Source organism: uncultured Paraglaciecola sp. (assembly GCF_913058035.1).
Lineage (GTDB): Bacteria > Pseudomonadota > Gammaproteobacteria > Enterobacterales > Alteromonadaceae > Paraglaciecola.
In genome coordinates this window covers 17,492-33,132 of the sequence record NZ_CAJXPA010000033.1, presented here as the reverse complement: position 1 = coordinate 33,132, position 15,641 = coordinate 17,492, and the positions used below count along the sequence as shown (strand labels likewise).

The 15,641-nt window shown below is 39.5% G+C and carries 17 protein-coding genes; 13 read left to right on the top strand and 4 right to left on the bottom strand.

All coding sequences use genetic code 11. The features are described from left to right. Positions 1 to 582: 582 nt before the first annotated feature. On the bottom strand, positions 583 to 888 hold the full coding sequence (locus QZ562_RS06515) for a DUF3301 domain-containing protein (RefSeq protein ID WP_293758394.1): 306 nt from the start codon (positions 886 to 888) through the stop codon (positions 583 to 585). Next, entirely contained in the window at positions 885 to 1,910 is a 1,026-nt protein-coding gene (locus tag QZ562_RS06510; RefSeq protein WP_293758392.1) for a DUF3549 family protein, read from the bottom strand. Before QZ562_RS06510 ends, QZ562_RS06515 begins: the two co-directional genes overlap by 4 nt. A gap of 90 nt (positions 1,911 to 2,000) precedes the next feature. Here QZ562_RS06510 and QZ562_RS06505 point away from each other — a divergent pair, with 90 nt between their 5' ends. From QZ562_RS06505 to QZ562_RS06495, 3 genes are read left to right on the top strand one after another with little or no spacing between them, the layout of a single operon-like run. Further along, positions 2,001 to 2,324, top strand: coding sequence for a YqcC family protein (locus QZ562_RS06505; protein WP_293758389.1), 324 nt, complete (start codon positions 2,001 to 2,003; stop codon positions 2,322 to 2,324). Position 2,325: 1 nt separating this feature from the next. Then, a complete protein-coding gene (truC, locus tag QZ562_RS06500; protein WP_293758387.1) occupies positions 2,326 to 3,072 on the top strand; it encodes a tRNA pseudouridine(65) synthase TruC in 747 nt (248 codons plus the stop codon). Positions 3,073 to 3,111: 39 nt separating this feature from the next. Further along, complete coding sequence (locus QZ562_RS06495) at positions 3,112 to 3,558, top strand: flavodoxin domain-containing protein (protein ID WP_293758384.1); 447 nt, start codon at positions 3,112 to 3,114, stop codon at positions 3,556 to 3,558. Positions 3,559 to 3,618: 60 nt separating this feature from the next. Here QZ562_RS06495 and rpsT read toward each other — a convergent pair whose 3' ends face one another. Beyond that, positions 3,619 to 3,882 (bottom strand): 30S ribosomal protein S20, encoded by a 264-nt coding sequence (rpsT, locus tag QZ562_RS06490; protein ID WP_007618345.1) that lies wholly within the window; start codon positions 3,880 to 3,882, stop codon positions 3,619 to 3,621. A 543-nt stretch (positions 3,883 to 4,425) separates the two neighbouring features. On the opposite strand from rpsT, the gene murJ reads away from it, so the two are divergent. The 6 genes from murJ to ispH all read left to right on the top strand — a co-directional run bounded on the left by murJ (position 4,426) and on the right by ispH (position 11,835). Next, a complete protein-coding gene (gene murJ / locus QZ562_RS06485) occupies positions 4,426 to 5,997 on the top strand; it encodes a murein biosynthesis integral membrane protein MurJ (protein WP_293758373.1) in 1,572 nt (523 codons plus the stop codon). A 162-nt stretch (positions 5,998 to 6,159) separates the two neighbouring features. Beyond that, positions 6,160 to 7,086 carry a bifunctional riboflavin kinase/FAD synthetase gene (gene ribF, locus QZ562_RS06480; RefSeq protein WP_293758366.1) on the top strand — a complete coding sequence of 309 codons (927 nt, stop codon included), beginning with the start codon at positions 6,160 to 6,162 and terminating at the stop codon, positions 7,084 to 7,086. A gap of 42 nt (positions 7,087 to 7,128) precedes the next feature. Further along, positions 7,129 to 9,945 carry an isoleucine--tRNA ligase gene (gene ileS / locus QZ562_RS06475; RefSeq protein WP_293758364.1) on the top strand — a complete coding sequence of 939 codons (2,817 nt, stop codon included), beginning with the start codon at positions 7,129 to 7,131 and terminating at the stop codon, positions 9,943 to 9,945. Beyond that, positions 9,938 to 10,432, top strand: coding sequence for a signal peptidase II (lspA, locus tag QZ562_RS06470; protein ID WP_293758361.1), 495 nt, complete (start codon positions 9,938 to 9,940; stop codon positions 10,430 to 10,432). The genes ileS and lspA overlap by 8 nt, the downstream gene beginning before the upstream one ends. Then, entirely contained in the window at positions 10,425 to 10,871 is a 447-nt protein-coding gene (gene fkpB / locus QZ562_RS06465) for an FKBP-type peptidyl-prolyl cis-trans isomerase (protein ID WP_293758358.1), read from the top strand. The genes lspA and fkpB overlap by 8 nt, the downstream gene beginning before the upstream one ends. 19 nt (positions 10,872 to 10,890) lie before the next feature. Beyond that, on the top strand, positions 10,891 to 11,835 hold the full coding sequence (ispH, locus tag QZ562_RS06460) for a 4-hydroxy-3-methylbut-2-enyl diphosphate reductase (RefSeq protein ID WP_293758356.1): 945 nt from the start codon (positions 10,891 to 10,893) through the stop codon (positions 11,833 to 11,835). Between the two features lie 263 nt (positions 11,836 to 12,098). Here ispH and QZ562_RS06455 read toward each other — a convergent pair whose 3' ends face one another. Further along, positions 12,099 to 12,515, bottom strand: a complete 417-nt coding sequence (locus QZ562_RS06455) for a type IV pilin protein (RefSeq protein WP_293758353.1) — start codon at positions 12,513 to 12,515, stop codon at positions 12,099 to 12,101. Between the two features lie 103 nt (positions 12,516 to 12,618). On the opposite strand from QZ562_RS06455, the gene QZ562_RS06450 reads away from it, so the two are divergent. From QZ562_RS06450 to QZ562_RS06435, 4 genes are read left to right on the top strand one after another with little or no spacing between them, the layout of a single operon-like run. After that, positions 12,619 to 13,137 carry a GspH/FimT family pseudopilin gene (locus tag QZ562_RS06450; protein ID WP_293758351.1) on the top strand — a complete coding sequence of 173 codons (519 nt, stop codon included), beginning with the start codon at positions 12,619 to 12,621 and terminating at the stop codon, positions 13,135 to 13,137. Further along, on the top strand, positions 13,131 to 13,760 hold the full coding sequence (locus QZ562_RS06445) for a prepilin peptidase dependent protein B (RefSeq protein ID WP_293758349.1): 630 nt from the start codon (positions 13,131 to 13,133) through the stop codon (positions 13,758 to 13,760). Before QZ562_RS06450 ends, QZ562_RS06445 begins: the two co-directional genes overlap by 7 nt. Continuing rightward, positions 13,753 to 14,880, top strand: a complete 1,128-nt coding sequence (locus QZ562_RS06440) for a hypothetical protein (protein WP_293758346.1) — start codon at positions 13,753 to 13,755, stop codon at positions 14,878 to 14,880. Before QZ562_RS06445 ends, QZ562_RS06440 begins: the two co-directional genes overlap by 8 nt. Positions 14,881 to 14,894: 14 nt before the next feature. Then, positions 14,895 to 15,464 carry a hypothetical protein gene (locus QZ562_RS06435; RefSeq protein ID WP_293758343.1) on the top strand — a complete coding sequence of 190 codons (570 nt, stop codon included), beginning with the start codon at positions 14,895 to 14,897 and terminating at the stop codon, positions 15,462 to 15,464. Positions 15,465 to 15,641: the final 177 nt, after the last annotated feature.

Below are 15,641 nucleotides of genomic sequence, written 5' to 3'. Positions count from 1 at the left end.
GGAACTCAGGAAGAGTGCTTTGTAAGGATACGAAGCTGATGGACAAGGACCACAATGGACGGTGCCTCGTATAGGATGCGAGAACAAGGACAGGAACTCAGGAAGAGTGCTTTGTAAGGATACGAAGCTGATGGACAAGGACCACAACGGACGGTGCCTCGTATAGGATGCGAGAACAAGGACAGGAACTCAGGAAGAGTGCTTTGTAAGGATACGAAGCTGATGGACAAGGACCACAATGGACGGTGCCTCGTATAGGATGCGAGAACAAGGACAGGAACTCAGGAAGAGTGCTTTGTAAGGATACGAAGCTGATGGAATATGGACACACCAGTATGGTGCCCCGTTTGGAAGTCGGGATGAAAGGGATAAAGGACACACTCCGGACGAGTGGCTTATCGGTATGATGAGATTGGAGGGAAAGGGCGTAATACGGACATTTTCAGGAAAGATTTTGCAATGGACAGCAGAGAGGGACCCTCAAAATTCTTTAAAGGTGTGACTTGAACTCCAAGTCACGCCTTTTTCATTTTTATAGACCTTTCTTTTCATGCAACATCGTTATTTGTCTTCACAAAAAAATCATTCAACCCTGTAAGCGGGTGTATCTATATTCTGTATCTTTAGACCAATCATTTTAACTTGACCTTGACAGCTATCTTCGCCATTACCAGAAAACTCAAAAATAAAGTCGCTATGAAAGTCAAGCTTACCTCTATAGCTTCCCAGACGAATTTTTACTCTTGCCACACTAATGAGCTGTAGCTGTTGTCGCTCACAGTATGCATCCAATTGCGATTTGATAGCTTCTGATATGGCTCGAAAACGCCAAAACATAGCTGCCAAGAGAAAAATGCCGATCAATAGTATTAAATCAAATAAATTCATGATGTTTTTTGGCCAAATAGTTGGCCAATAGCCTGATTGAGTTGTGGGCTTTTTTCAGGCCAGCGTAAAACTTCTAACATAGGTTTCCTTATTTCTGGTATTTGAACTAGGTCAGAATATAACCCAATAAATGTTTGGTCCTCACAAGCCGCTAATTGTTCGACAAAAAGAGCGAGAATTGCTGGCTCTTTCATACATAGCCAATGCCGGGCTGCAATCAACATTAACCCTGTATTTGTCTGTCCATTTTCCGAACTGAGTATCAAAGATATGAACGAGTTAACTACTACCCTAGCTTTGCTTTGACACAGCCCTCGAAGCACACTATGTAGCCTTTTTTCATCATTTGTGTCCTGATGATACCAGTTAACCAGCACTGAGCTAATCTTCTCATCTATCTGATGATTCTCTAACGATGCACACAAAGCGTATTGCATATCCGGCGCCAAGATTGAAAACTGTGTTAACAATAGATGTTTACTTTTCATATGCTGCAGAGATGCGGTAAAGTTCGCTATGCCCTGTAAAGGAATAGCGCGCCAATCGTGCCGCTTAGGATCCATTAAATATTGCTCTACTATATCTAAGTGATCTGATAAAGGCATATCTAATACAATTCTACCGATACTGTTAAAATCAGCCAGTTGTTGTTGATTAGGAACAAAAGTAAAAGGATTTTCAGGCAGCTGATTATTGGGATTGTTTTGCTTGTCTAACGAGCGCCCTAAAGCTTCAACTACAATTTGCAAAAACTGTTGCCTTGCTGCGTCAATAACTAGGCCTTGTTCATCAAGAGGCAATTTTACAAACCAAATATAGCGTTCATGACTTGTTTTTTGGTTAAAAAATAATACACCAAACCAAGTGTGCTGCTGTCTTGGATATGGGGCTGGTACGGCAGCACTTTCAATGTCTAAAAAAAACTGAGAGCCAAGGGCTCTGATGCCACGAGCCATGTCAAAAACTCGATAGTCTGTGCCAGCTTGGAGCAAAAATTCGCTGATAGTATTGATCTGACTCATGTTATTCTTTCGTATGTTATAGGGTTATTGGCTATTAACTAGTTAGAAAATAAAAATAATGTTAATTTTATTGGGTTAAATTGGTTGATCATGCCACGAAGTTATAAAGAAGTCGAAATTCTGATAGTAAAACTAGAACAAAGCTTGCGTGAAGCAACTCTTTGGTCGAGTAACACTCTGCCTGTTGAGGTGTTTCAAAGTAAACTGCCTTTCGCCTTAGACACGATGTCTTTTGAGCAGTGGTTACAGTTTATTTTTATCCCTAAAATGACTAATTTAGTCAACACCAGAAACCCATTGCCAGACAATCTTAAGCTTATGCCAATGGCAGAAAGAAGTTTTGAAGCCAAAGGTAATCAATCTGAGCTTATGAAAGTTATTAATGAAATTGATTTAATGTTTTCACTTTCATAACATGTTGCTGTCTATAGTCTATCAAGATGAGTTTTTAGTCGCCATTAGTAAACCACCAGGGTTATTAGTACATCGCAGTATGTTAGATAAACATGAAACTCAGTTTGCTGTGCAGTTACTTCGTGATCAAATTGGACAACATGTTTTTCCTGTGCATCGATTAGACAAACCAACATCTGGTGTATTGGTATTTGCTTTATCTGCTGACGTTGCTAGAAAATTAGGAGAACAATTTGCCTCAAGAAATATTAAGAAAACTTACTTAGCAATTGTTCGAGGTCATACTATGAATGAAGGTGAAATAGAGCATCCGCTCAAGGAAAAACTCGATAAAATCGCTGATAAATCAATTAGACCTGATAAACCTGCACAAGTTGCATTCACACATTTTAGTAGATTGGATAAGTTCGAATTGCCCTTTGCTGTGAGCAAGTACGCATCGGCTCGATATTCCCTAGTTCAACTGACACCCAAAACAGGGCGTAAGCATCAACTTAGGCGGCACTTAGCCCACATCAACCATCCTATTGTCGGAGATACTGCCCACGGCGACGGTAAACATAATACTTTTTTACGCTTACAGTTTAATTTTAATCAATTAGCGTTAACCTGTAAATCAATGACTTTAACGCATCCGATATCAGAAACACCATTAACATTACGTTGTGATTTAGATAAAAATATTGTCGATTTACTAGAAAATTGGCAGATTTGTCACGATCAATTAAACAGACTACATAATTTGTAAATGTGTAGGGCATCGCCTCACCTAATTAGGAATTTTAATATGAGCAAAATCGGTATTTTCGTTGGAACAGTATATGGCAATGCACAACATGTGGCAGAAGATGTAAACACGATGTTTAGTGCACAAGGTCTTACATCGGAGGTGTTTACTGACCCTTCTTTAGATGACTTTAAAAAGGTTACGTCACTGCTATTTATTAGCTCAACGACAGGGCAGGGTGACATACCACCGAATCTAGAGTTTTTTATTGAAGACTTGCGCGAGCAATTTACATTGTTGGAACAGAAACCTTTTGCAGTAGCAGGCTTAGGCGACAGTAGTTACGGTGAAACATATTGCGGTGCAGGGAGACAAATTTTCGACTTATTGACTGAGTTGCAAGGAAAGCCAATAACAGGATTATTGGAAATTGATGCCTGTGAAACTCTCGAGCCTGAAGTCGAAGTGGTTGCTTGGGCAGAAAAGTTAATACCTGAATTGATATGATTTTTTAGCTTCAGACATAAAAAAAGCGCCAAGGGCGCTTTTTTTTAAATCAATACAAACTTAAGCTAAAGCTTTAATTTGTGCTGCAAGGCGACTCTTATGACGAGCAGCCTTATTTTTATGTATCAAACCTTTCGTTGCCATACGGTCAAGTAGAGGTGTTGCTGCAGTGTATGCAGCTTGAGCAGCTTCTTTATCACCAGAGGCAATAGCAGAAAGTACTTTTTTCAAAGACGTACGTGTCATAGAGCGACGGCTAGCGTTATGTTGACGACGCTTCTCCGCTTGTATGGCACGTTTCTTAGCGGACTTGATGTTAGCCAAGGTGTAACTCCCAAAAAAATTCTAGTCAAAATTCAAGGGTGCGGATTATGAGGATCAAGTCCGTTTATGTCAATTAGTTTTGTGGGTTTTACTTCAAATAATGGATTCTTATTCATTTAATTACCGAAGATCTATATGCAGACTTAACTCTACGGTCCTAAGCTTGCTTGAATCTATGCACCTGAGTTACATCAAAATATGCGTTTTCTTGGGTTGTTTTAAAACGTATTCTTTCTGGTGCTGAGTTCCGCGTTGGCAATTTTTATTAACAGATACTTGTATGCGCACATTTGTGCGCATTTTGGTTAAAAAAGTTAGTTCCTTTGGCATGCTCTTATTGGGCAAGTTCTAACTGAGCGTTCCAAAAAAGTCGATACCCTAGACAGCTCCACTTCGCGGTCTTACTTGCGCAGTCCCGACTAGACATATTCATCTAAACAATTTTAATCTCTTGATGAATTCGATGTCTTGCAGTTGTTTGGGTATAGACTATTTGTCTGTTGTTCACGCATAATAATGTTTTTGCTGGTTAGGAACAAGCAGGTGTCAGGTAAGTTATTTAAATCAGGCATGATTGTCAGCGCCATGACATTTATTTCACGTATTCTGGGTTTGGTAAGAGATGCGGTGATTGCCAACTTAATGGGCGCGGGTGCCAATGCGGATGTTTTTCTGTTTGCTAACAAAATCCCTAACTTTTTACGTCGCCTCTTCGCTGAGGGTGCTTTTGCTCAGGCCTTTATACCCGTTTTAGCTGATGTAAGACATGAAAGTGACGAAGAACATCTAAAACAATTTGTTGCCAAAGTTAGCGGTACTTTAGGCTTAGTAGTGACTATGGTGACTATTGTCGGTGTGATAGGGTCTCCGATATTGGCAGCACTTTTTGGTATGGGGTGGTTTGTAGAATATGTGAATGGTGAGCCAGCAGGAGAAAAGTTTGAATTAGCTTCGCTAATGCTAAAAATAACCTTTCCTTATCTTTTGTTTGTCTCTTTAACTGGATTGGCTGGTGCCATTCTAAATACTTTAAATAAGTTTGCTGTTGCTGCTTTCACCCCAGTTTTACTTAATGTTGCCATTATAGGATGTGCAATATATTTAGCACCAAAATTTGATGAGCCAGCGTTTGCATTAGCTTGGGGTGTATTTTTGGGTGGACTATTTCAATTACTGTTTTTGTTACCGTTTTTATATCGAGCGGGGTTGTTGGTCAAACCTAAATGGGGATGGTCCGACCCTGATATTGTCAAAGTTAGAACCTTGATTATTCCTGCACTATTTGGCGTCTCTGTTGGTCAACTTAATTTATTGTTTGATACTGTTATTGCCAGCTTTTTGGGAACTGGCTCGATATCATGGCTGTATTACTCTGATCGTCTATTAGAGTTTCCATTGGGATTATTTGGGATTGCTATTGCGACCGTGATTTTGCCAACCTTATCGCAAAATCACGTAGCTAAGGATGACAAAGCGTTTAGTGCTAATATTGATTGGGCAGTAAAAATGATCTGCTTATTAGGGATCCCTGCAGCAACAGGTCTGTTCATGTTGGCAGAGCCTATGTTATTAACCATCTTTCAGCGTGGCGAATTTACCCCTCAAGATGCCACTTATGCTTCCCATAGCTTAATGGCATATTCATTCGGTTTATTGAGTTTTATGTTGGTTAAAGTGCTAGCGCCGGGCTTTTATTCTAGGCAAGATATTAAGACCCCTGTGAAGTTTGGTATCTGGTGCATGGCTGCGAATATGTTATTCAATTTAATTTTAGTCTGGCCATTTGATTACGTAGGTTTGGCCATGGCTACGTCTCTTTCGGCATTGATGAACGCTTTATTACTCTACGGTACATTGCATAAGCGGGGTGTTTATATCGCTTCATCGCAAACAGTTAGTCTGATTGTTAAAATAGTGTTTGCTAGTACATTGATGGGTATTATCATTTTTATGAGCAATCCAGTCACCACGGATTGGGTTGACTTTTCGTTAATGAATAAAATTTTTGAGTTAACAAAGTTAATTGCGCTTGGAGCAGCAGTGTTTGTGGCAAGCCTCTTGATATTAGGGGTGAGAAAACACACTTTTTCGGCATCAAAAGTTGCGACAAAGTAATCATTAATGATGCCATTATGGTCTGCCTAAGTTTAAAAATGAACAATCATTAAGGTTACTGCTTTCAATCGGCCTGTAGTCAGTTATAATCCGCGCCTTTGATTGATTTTCAGCAAGCCTTTGGGCTTTTAAAGCAAGCCTTTGGGGCTTAAAGAGAGTGCAGTGGAACTGATACGTGGTCTACATAATCTTCGAGATAAGCATCGCGGTTGTGTATTAACAATAGGCAAGTTTGACGGGGTGCATCTAGGTCACCAAGCTGTTCTAAGCCAAGTCGTTGAAAAAGCTAATGAATTAGGTCTGCCCTCTACAGTGATGGTGTTTGAACCTCAACCTGAAGAGTTGTTTACTCCTGAGCATGCGCCTGCCCGATTAAGTTTATTGCGCGACAAATACGCACAATTAAAAGCGATAGGTATCGATCGTCTGTTGTGCGTTACATTCGACCGACATTTTGCTGCCTTCAGTGCTGAAGAGTTTATTGAAGGTTTGTTAGTTGATAAATTAGGTATTAAGTATTTGGTAGTGGGTGATGATTTTCGTTTTGGCAAAGGTCGAGTTGGTAATTTTGCTACGCTAGTTGAAGAAGGCGAAAAATGTCAGTTTGACGTTGTTAGTACACAAAGTTTTCGCCTAGAAGATTGTCGTATTAGTTCAACTGCAATTCGCGATGCTCTAAGCGACGATGATTTTGACCTTGCCCAGCAAATGTTAGGTAGACCTTTTACTATTGCTGGGAAAGTATTACATGGTGATAAAAGAGGGCGCACCATCGGTTTTCCTACTGCTAATGTGTTGCTCAAGCGCTGTAAAGCTCCAGTCAATGGCGTTTTTGCAGTTATCGTCACTGTGGCAGATAAAAACTATTCAGGTGTGGCGAACATCGGCCATCGGCCAACAGTAAATGGTCAACGTTCACAATTAGAAGTACACATATTCGATTTTAATGATGATTTATATGGCCAATTTATTTCTGTGGCTTTAGTGAGTAAGATCAGACAAGAAATGAAGTTCGATTCTTTTGAGTTACTTCATCAACAAATACAAAAAGACGCGTTAACAGCAAAAACACTGTTAGCGGCCTCTTAATATTTTTACTGTAACCATTGACCAATTTGGATTTAACCAGCAATGAGTGATTATAAACATACCTTGAATTTGCCTGAAACTGAGTTTCCGATGCGCGGCAATCTAGCTCAACGTGAGCCAAAAATGCTTGAGCAGTGGACCCAGGAAAAACTCTATCAGCAAATTCGTGAAGCTAAAAAAGGTCATACGCCTTTTATTTTGCATGACGGCCCTCCTTATGCGAATGGTGATATTCACATTGGTCACGCGGTTAATAAAATTCTAAAAGACATTATTGTTAAGTCTAAAACATTGTCTGACTTTGATGCGCCTTACGTTCCTGGTTGGGACTGTCATGGTCTTCCAATTGAATTAATGGTTGAGAAAAAAGTTGGTAAACCTGGTAAAAAAGTCACAGCTGCCGTGTTTAGACAAAAATGTCGAGACTATGCCGAAAAACAAATTGCGGGTCAAAAAGCAGATTTTATTCGTTTAGGTATATTGGGTGAATGGGATAATCCATACAAAACAATGGATTTTAAATCTGAGGCCAACATAATTCGTGAATTTGGTCATGTTGTGCGTTCTGGGCATCTTGAAAAAGGCTTTAAACCAGTTCATTGGTGTACTGACTGCGGTTCAGCATTGGCCGAAGCAGAAGTGGAATATCAAGACAAAAACTCCCCCTCTATCGATGTGCGTTTTAAAGCGGTAGACGTTGATGCGATTGCTGCATGTTTTTCTGTGAAGGTTTCTGGTGATATATCTGTTGCCATATGGACTACAACACCTTGGACTCTTCCCGCTAACCGCGCAGTCTGTGTGCACCCGACACTAGAATATAGTCTAGTTCAGGTTAGTGGTGACAAAGGGACAGAATGTTTAGTCATTGCAACCGACTTGCTGGTAGGTTGTATGCAACGTTTTGGCTTTGAAAACTATCAAACTTTGGGTGTATGTTTAGGTCAAGAATTAGAAAATAAATCGTTACATCACGCATTTTACGACTTTCAAGTGCCACTAATTTTAGGCGAACACGTTACCACCGAGGCTGGAACAGGTTGTGTGCATACAGCCCCGGGTCATGGTGTTGAAGATTTTAATGTAGGCAAAAATTACGATCTGGAAGTAGCTAATCCGGTGGGCGCAAATGGCGTGTACCTTGAAGGCACTGAGTTGTTTGCTGGTGAACACGTTTTTAAAGCCAATGATCATGTGGTTGAAGTGTTGAGAGAACACGGTGCACTATTGCATCACCATGTTTATAACCATAGTTATCCTCATTGTTGGAGACATAAAACACCTCTTATATTCCGTGCTACGCCGCAGTGGTTCGTCAGTATGGATAAAAAGGGCTTGCGTGAAGCGTCTATAAAAGAAATTCACAACACTCAGTGGATCCCTGAATGGGGTGAGAGCCGAATAGAGACTATGGTTGCCGGAAGACCCGATTGGTGTATTTCCAGGCAGCGCACATGGGGCGTTCCTATTGCACTTTTTATACATAAAGATACAGGCGAATTACATCCACGCACGAATGAATTGCTGGAGCAAGTGGCACAACTTGTAGAACAAAAAGGTATTCAAGCTTGGTGGGATGTCGAGCCAGAATCATTATTAGGCGACGATGCTGAAACCTTCGTTAAAGTAGCAGATACCTTAGACGTTTGGTTTGACTCGGGTGTGAGCCACTATTTTGTGGTAGAGCAACGTGATGATATCCCTGCATCAGCTGATCTTTACCTAGAGGGATCTGATCAACATCGTGGTTGGTTTATGTCGTCTTTAATAACGTCCGTTGCTACAACAGGACATGCACCTTACAAACAAGTTCTGACTCACGGTTTTACTGTCGATGGTGATGGTAAAAAGATGTCAAAATCCTTAGGTAACACTATTGCACCACAGCAAGTTACAGGCAAATTAGGCGCAGATATTTTGCGTTTATGGGTTGCATCCACAGACTATCGTAGTGAAATTGCAGTATCAGATGAAATTTTGAATCGTTCTGCTGATGCTTACCGACGTATTCGTAATACTGCGCGCTTTTTATTAGCTAATCTGAATGGTTTTGATCCTAGTAAAGATTTGGTGGTCATTGATGAAATGGTGGAGCTCGATAAGTGGGTAGTTGGTCGTGCTAATAGTATTCAACAAGAAATAATCGAAGCTTACGAAAAGTATGACATGTTGGTGGTTACACAAAAACTAATGCAGTTCTGTTCTATCGAACTAGGCAGTTTTTATCTGGATATCATCAAGGATAGGCAATATACCGCAAAAGGTGACAGCCATGCTCGTCGGTCATGTCAAAGTGCGTTGTATCATATTATCGAAGCATTAGTCCGCTGGATGGCGCCCATTACCAGTTTTACTGCCCAAGAGTTATGGCAACAAATGCCTTGGCAACAAGATGAATATGTTTTTACTGGTAAATGGTATGACGGTTTAGGGGAGGTCAACTTGACTGGTGACTTTACAAACTCTTTTTGGCAACAAATATTAGCGGTGAAAAATGAAGTGAACCGCTGTATTGAATTGACTCGCAAAGACGGAAAAATCAAAGGCTCACTGCAAGCAGAAGTCACCTTGTATGTAAACAATGAGCTGTTTACATTACTTAACAAACTGGATGATGAATTACGCTTTGTATTGATCACCTCTGCGGCAACAGTTATCGAAAGTAATGATACGCCAGAAAATGCTGTTACGACTGAGGTGCAGGGGTTGTCTGTACTTGTATCTGTTTCAACGGCTCAAAAATGTAGTCGTTGTTGGCATCACCGCGTAGATGTGGGAAATCATACTGAGCATCCTGAATTGTGTGATCGCTGCGTGGATAATGTTGATGGCGAAGGCGAAAAACGCGATTATGCTTAAACTTTTTACTCAAACTGGATGGCGATTTTTATGGTTGTCTCTTTTGGTATTAGTGGCTGATCAATACACAAAATTTTTGATATTAGAGAATATTGAACTCTACCAAGCAATCCAAATATTGCCGTTTTTCAATCTCACTCATGTATATAACTACGGCGCTGCTTTTAGTTTTTTACATGATGCTGGCGGTTGGCAACGTTGGTTTCTCACTGTGATAGCATTTTTAGTCAGTGGATTAGTGCTGTGGTGGTTAAAACAGACAAGTAAAGAGCAAATGATTTTACCTGTGGCTTTTAGTCTTATCATAGGCGGGGCTATTGGTAATGCTTATGATCGATTGGTTCATGGGTACGTAATAGATTTTTTAGTGTTGTATTATCAAAATTGGTATTGGCCTGCATTTAATGTGGCTGATAGCGCCATATGTTTAGGTGCTGTTTTGTTGATTGTTGATATGTTTAAGAATAAAGAGGAAAAACATGGCTGAGTTAGAGCAAAAATTGATAAAACAAGGGAGCGAAGTCGTTCTACATTTTGATTTGAAACTCTCTGATGGTTCTGCCGCTGATAGCACTAGAGTTAATAATAAACCGGCTAAATTAGTTGTGGGTGATGGCAGTCTTACACTTAGTTTTGAAGATTGTTTATTAGGCCTTCAAGCTGGAGATAAAAAATCATTTACACTAGAGGCTGATGATGCTTTTGGCATGCCAAACCCTGATAATTTGCACCATCTGGACCGAAGTAAATTCAGCTCAGAAACACCGGCTGAAATAGGAATGATCATCGCATTTACCCAACCTGATGGTACTGAGCTACCTGGTATAATACGTGAAGTCACTGGAGAATCTGTGACAGTAGATTTCAATCATCCATTAGCAGGGCAGGTGATTACCTTTGACGTAGAAATATTGTCAGTTAACTAGAAAATTGTAAGGAATGACTATGCAAATCCATCTTGCTAATCCACGAGGTTTCTGTGCTGGTGTAGATCGTGCCATAGTGATCGTTGAGCGCGCTTTAGAAATGTTTCCTGCGCCAGTTTTTGTCAGGCACGAAGTCGTACACAACAAATTTGTAGTAGACGGACTTAAGGAACGAGGGGCAGTATTTGTAGATGAATTATCAGAAGTGCCTGATAATAGCATTGTTATATTTTCTGCTCATGGTGTATCCCAAGTTGTTCGTGCGGAAGCTATTTCGCGTGGTTTAAAAGTGTTTGATGCTACATGTCCATTAGTTACTAAAGTCCATATGGAAGTGATGCGAGCCAGCAAAAAAGGCATAGAGTGTATTTTAATCGGACACCATGGTCACCCTGAAGTGGAAGGAACTATGGGCCAATACGATAATGCCAATGGTGGAATTTATTTGGTTGAATCGGTTGAAGATGTGGCTGTGTTGTCTGTTAAAGACCCATCTAAGCTCTACTATTGTAGTCAAACAACGTTGTCTGTAGATGACACTGCTGATGTAATTGATGCCTTAAGATTGCAGTTCCCTGCTATTCAAGGACCGCGTAAAGACGACATTTGTTATGCTACTCAAAATCGACAAGACTCAGTTAGAGAATTGTCGTCTGACTGTGATTTGTTATTAGTTGTAGGCGCAGAAAATAGCTCTAATTCTAATCGACTCAGAGAACTTGCGGAAAAAATTGGCTCTACAGCTTATTTGATAGCAGACGCAGATTGCATTCAGCAGTCATGGCTCGAAAATACAACCAATATTGGTGTCACTGCAGGCGCATCAGCACCAGAGGTTTTAGTGCAAGGCGTGGTTGACCGCTTAATAGAGTTGGGAGCAACGGCTGCCATTGAAAGACCCGGTCGTGAAGAGAACATCGAATTCGCTGTTCCTAAAGAATTAAGAATTAAGAATATTTCTTAACTGCTACAGCTTATACCTTAATCATTCTTTTATAATATAATCGGGCAGCAGCCAGCTGCCCGATTATATTTATGTCCTCTAGCTCTATATAGCTGATGACAATATTTTTGCACATCAGCTGCTTAATATTCTCTACAGTGTTAACCATTTCTTGTAACTTAATGATTGATATTAAAGCTCATACTTTTATTTTTATTTTGCTAAATATGGGCGTTATAGCTGGTAAATTATTAACAAGTAAAGTTAAACCTAAGATTTGTTACTTAAAAAAAACAAGAAGCTGGGGTTTTACTTAATGACTGATCAATCTCCATACTTAAACATTTCGTGTCGGCTGTTTGACTACCTTTTGCTTTAGCGGTAATGGTGTAAGTGGTAGCTGATGTATCTGTTACGGTAAAAACATAATATTTACTACTTGGTAAGCTGAGTTGAGCTGTTTTTGCATAGCTAATGTTTTCTATACGAAAAGCTTCTTGCTGTAATTTTAGTCGCAGTAAATAGGTAATGCCATCACCACGTCTAACAGCCAAAATTTGCTCTGAAAATGATGAGAAGGTGAGTGCTGCTAATACCCCAACTATCACTACAACCACCATTAGTTCAATCAGCGTCATACCTAGTTTTGTACCGAATCCCTTGCAATCTTGATTACTTATTTCCATCTTTTTAGTAAGCATATTCGTTCCTTTTTATGCGTTTTGAACAAACTCAACTATATTTTAGTTAATGGATTTGATTATAGGCGTTTTTTTAAATAGGCGCTGAGTAAGGATACTAAATATGCACAACCACTTCGGTTTAACACTTCTTGAATTACTCGTTACAGTATCAATTATTGTGCTTTTGGTGTCGCTTGGCGCACCTACAATCAACTCAATTCAAAAAAACATACAATTAAAAAGTGCTGTGCGGAGCAGTTATTTTTTATTTCAACAAGCTCGAGTAGCGGCTATAACCAAAAATGTAGATATAACAATTGCGATCCGCTCAGGTAAAAAATGGTGTGCAGCATTAAGTGATAGTGGTAACTGTGACTGTGCTATTGCCTATGAGTGCATTTTAGATGGAGTGGAATATAAAGTTGATTTTGTTGACTATCGTTTCGTTAACATCGACAAGGTTACATTTGGAGTAAATAGTGTCACCGTATTTGATGCAAACAGAGGGTTAGCGATTGGGCATGCAGGCTCGATTGTTTTTACTGATGGTGTAAAAAGCCTAAAGTTAATTTTAAGTAATATGGGGCGAGTAAGAATTTGTGCTGTGGGTAACAGTATCGGTGGATACAAAGCATGTTAACCCCGTCTGTAAAACAATATGGTAATAGTTTGGTCGAACTGATGATTTCTATGACTCTAGGACTTGCATCCATCACCGCAATGGCATCTTTGGTAGGACATGGCATAGCGTTAAATGCGAGTCTACTGGCAACGTCCAGGTTGGAAGAGGAAATTAATGCCGTGGTGGCTGTCGTTGGCCATGACCTTAAGCGAGCTGGCTACCATGCCTTAACCAACGATATGGTTAAAACCCCAGATACTTTCTCAAACCCTTTTGAAGGTAGCTTGATCACCGCCGCTTATGCATCTGAAACCGCCAAGAGCTGCATTAATTTCGCTTACGATCGTAATAAAAACGGTTTGTTGGATACTTCTCCTAATAACGAACTATATGGTTTTCGTCTGAGAGACCGTGCTGTTGAAATTCGATTAAATGGGGCTGCTTGCGATCAGTCTGGATGGCAAGATTTGACTGACCCAAAAGTTGTTCAGGTTACATCTCTTAAGTTTACGATTGAAAAAAATACCGTTCAGCAAATTAGTCAAATTCGAGTAAATATTATGATACAAGCTCGTTTAAAAAAACACCCTGATATTTCACGTAGTATCAATACCAGCGTTTTGATAGAAAACTATGAATAAATTATTAATAGTAGACACCGTGTATTCACTAAATCAAAAGGGCGCAGCGATATTACTTACTGTGATTTTATTATTAATCATGGTGACATTAATCACACTTTATACAGGCAAAATTCAATCATTTGAACATCAAATAGTCATTAATACACAAAATCAAAAGTGGGCAAAAGCATCAGCAAAAGCAGGCTTGAATCAAGCTTTAGCGATGCTCAACGTAAACAAAATATGGCCAATCGCTGGGTTATCTGGAAACTTAGAAGACAACAGCACTTTCTCCATTTATGCTACGACTGAATCTTTATCAAGTTATCGAAAGCTTATCACTATTCGTTCAAACGGTATGTCTGCTGATGGTTTAGCTAAAGCCACCGTTACAGAAAAGGCATTGATTTACCCGATACTGTTTAATAGCCCTCCAGCACCTTTAATGGTTAACCATGGCTTTAGCAGTGCAGGTGAATTTGAGCTGGCTGCTAATCCTAATGGTTTGGGTACTGCATTCCCACTATCACTATGGTCAGGTGCTGCGATTGCCCTGTCAGGAACACAACATCATAGCTGTATTTTAAGTGAGTTTAATGCAGGAAACTGTGCCACAAATACTTATTCTGATCACACTTCAAAACTGGATGACATAGCCGATGGTTCGACTTCATTCCCTGCAGACTTGTTCAGCTATCTATTTAATATTCCTTCCTCTGAATGGCTCGAATTGCAGCAACAATCTGATTTTGTATTAGTAGATTGTGACACCCTCGATATCAATAGTTGGGGAGTGATTTGGGTTAATGGTGACTGCGATGTGAGCGCTGGCGCGCAAATAGGAAATGACTCAGAACCTATAATTTTAATTATTTTTGATGGCGACATAGAGTTTCAAAATGATGTTGTTATGTATGGTCTTGTGTTTGCATTCAAACCTTTAGGTTCGACTAAAATATTGGATATAAATATGCAAACCAACAGCGCAGTGCATGGCTCAGTAGTCACCAACTATCAGTTGGGTACAAAAAGTCTTTTCATGCGTGTAGTGTTTCGACCGGATGTGATGCAAAAGTTACAAAATAGTAAAAAATTGCAAAGGGTGGCTCGAATACCCGGTAGTTGGCATGATTTTTAGTTGTGGACACAAACATGTATAAAAAAAATGGCTTTTCCCTAATTGAAGTGTCAGTTGCTTCACTACTTATTATGCTGGGAGTCACTGGTTATGTTACTTTGCAAACTGAATATGTAGTCGCAGATGCAAAAATCAACCTACGAATTTTGGCTCTTCATCTTGCCCAAGAAAAATTAACTGATTTGGCCTATTTTCAACAACTGAGTCATTCAAGTGGAAATATGTCTTACCAGAATATTGCATCTGATTTAGGAGGCAATATTCCAGCAGGAGAACGAGACATAATAATGACTTCCTCGTTAGGTTTTCAAACATTCAACACCCAGTGGCAAGTCGAAGATATGTATTATGTTGATACAAACTTTAATGATTTAGCTGATAGTTGGGTAAAAGTTGGAGACCCTTTTTTCCCAATTAATTTACCTCGATATGTGGATCTAAAAAATGTTCATATCATCATTACTTGGGTTGACATTAGCGGGTTAAATAAACAACTTGAGATGTATGGAAGTATCGCACCTATTGCTCAAAGCCAGAGTTTCCAAGCTAAATATCGCTCATCGAGTACCTTAGCAACGCCATAAGAGAAATTAATAAATCTATTTATTAATTATAGACTATGTTATCAACGATCAGATTAAGTGATAGTTTATTGTTTTTTAAGAATTTATTAAAATATTCCAAATCAATTAAATCAAAATATATACCTTTACCCCCTTACTAATAACCTAATACTTTGTATTTTAGCTAATATATTTATT

What these genes read in the sequence shown, in the direction of transcription:
- QZ562_RS06440 (WP_293758346.1), top strand. Translation starts at nt 13,753, where the DNA reads ATGAATAAATTATTAATAGTAGACACCGTGTATTCACTAAATCAAAAG.
- QZ562_RS06495 (WP_293758384.1), top strand. Translation starts at nt 3,112, where the DNA reads ATGAGCAAAATCGGTATTTTCGTTGGAACAGTATATGGCAATGCACAA.
- fkpB (WP_293758358.1), top strand. Translation starts at nt 10,425, where the DNA reads ATGGCTGAGTTAGAGCAAAAATTGATAAAACAAGGGAGCGAAGTCGTT.
- QZ562_RS06445 (WP_293758349.1), top strand. Translation starts at nt 13,131, where the DNA reads ATGTTAACCCCGTCTGTAAAACAATATGGTAATAGTTTGGTCGAACTG.
- QZ562_RS06450 (WP_293758351.1), top strand. Translation starts at nt 12,619, where the DNA reads ATGCACAACCACTTCGGTTTAACACTTCTTGAATTACTCGTTACAGTA.
- lspA (WP_293758361.1), top strand. Translation starts at nt 9,938, where the DNA reads ATGCTTAAACTTTTTACTCAAACTGGATGGCGATTTTTATGGTTGTCT.
- QZ562_RS06515 (WP_293758394.1), bottom strand. Translation starts at nt 888, where the DNA reads ATGAATTTATTTGATTTAATACTATTGATCGGCATTTTTCTCTTGGCA.
- QZ562_RS06435 (WP_293758343.1), top strand. Translation starts at nt 14,895, where the DNA reads ATGTATAAAAAAAATGGCTTTTCCCTAATTGAAGTGTCAGTTGCTTCA.
- ileS (WP_293758364.1), top strand. Translation starts at nt 7,129, where the DNA reads ATGAGTGATTATAAACATACCTTGAATTTGCCTGAAACTGAGTTTCCG.
- truC (WP_293758387.1), top strand. Translation starts at nt 2,326, where the DNA reads ATGTTGCTGTCTATAGTCTATCAAGATGAGTTTTTAGTCGCCATTAGT.
- QZ562_RS06510 (WP_293758392.1), bottom strand. Translation starts at nt 1,910, where the DNA reads ATGAGTCAGATCAATACTATCAGCGAATTTTTGCTCCAAGCTGGCACA.
- ispH (WP_293758356.1), top strand. Translation starts at nt 10,891, where the DNA reads ATGCAAATCCATCTTGCTAATCCACGAGGTTTCTGTGCTGGTGTAGAT.
- QZ562_RS06455 (WP_293758353.1), bottom strand. Translation starts at nt 12,515, where the DNA reads ATGCTTACTAAAAAGATGGAAATAAGTAATCAAGATTGCAAGGGATTC.
- QZ562_RS06505 (WP_293758389.1), top strand. Translation starts at nt 2,001, where the DNA reads ATGCCACGAAGTTATAAAGAAGTCGAAATTCTGATAGTAAAACTAGAA.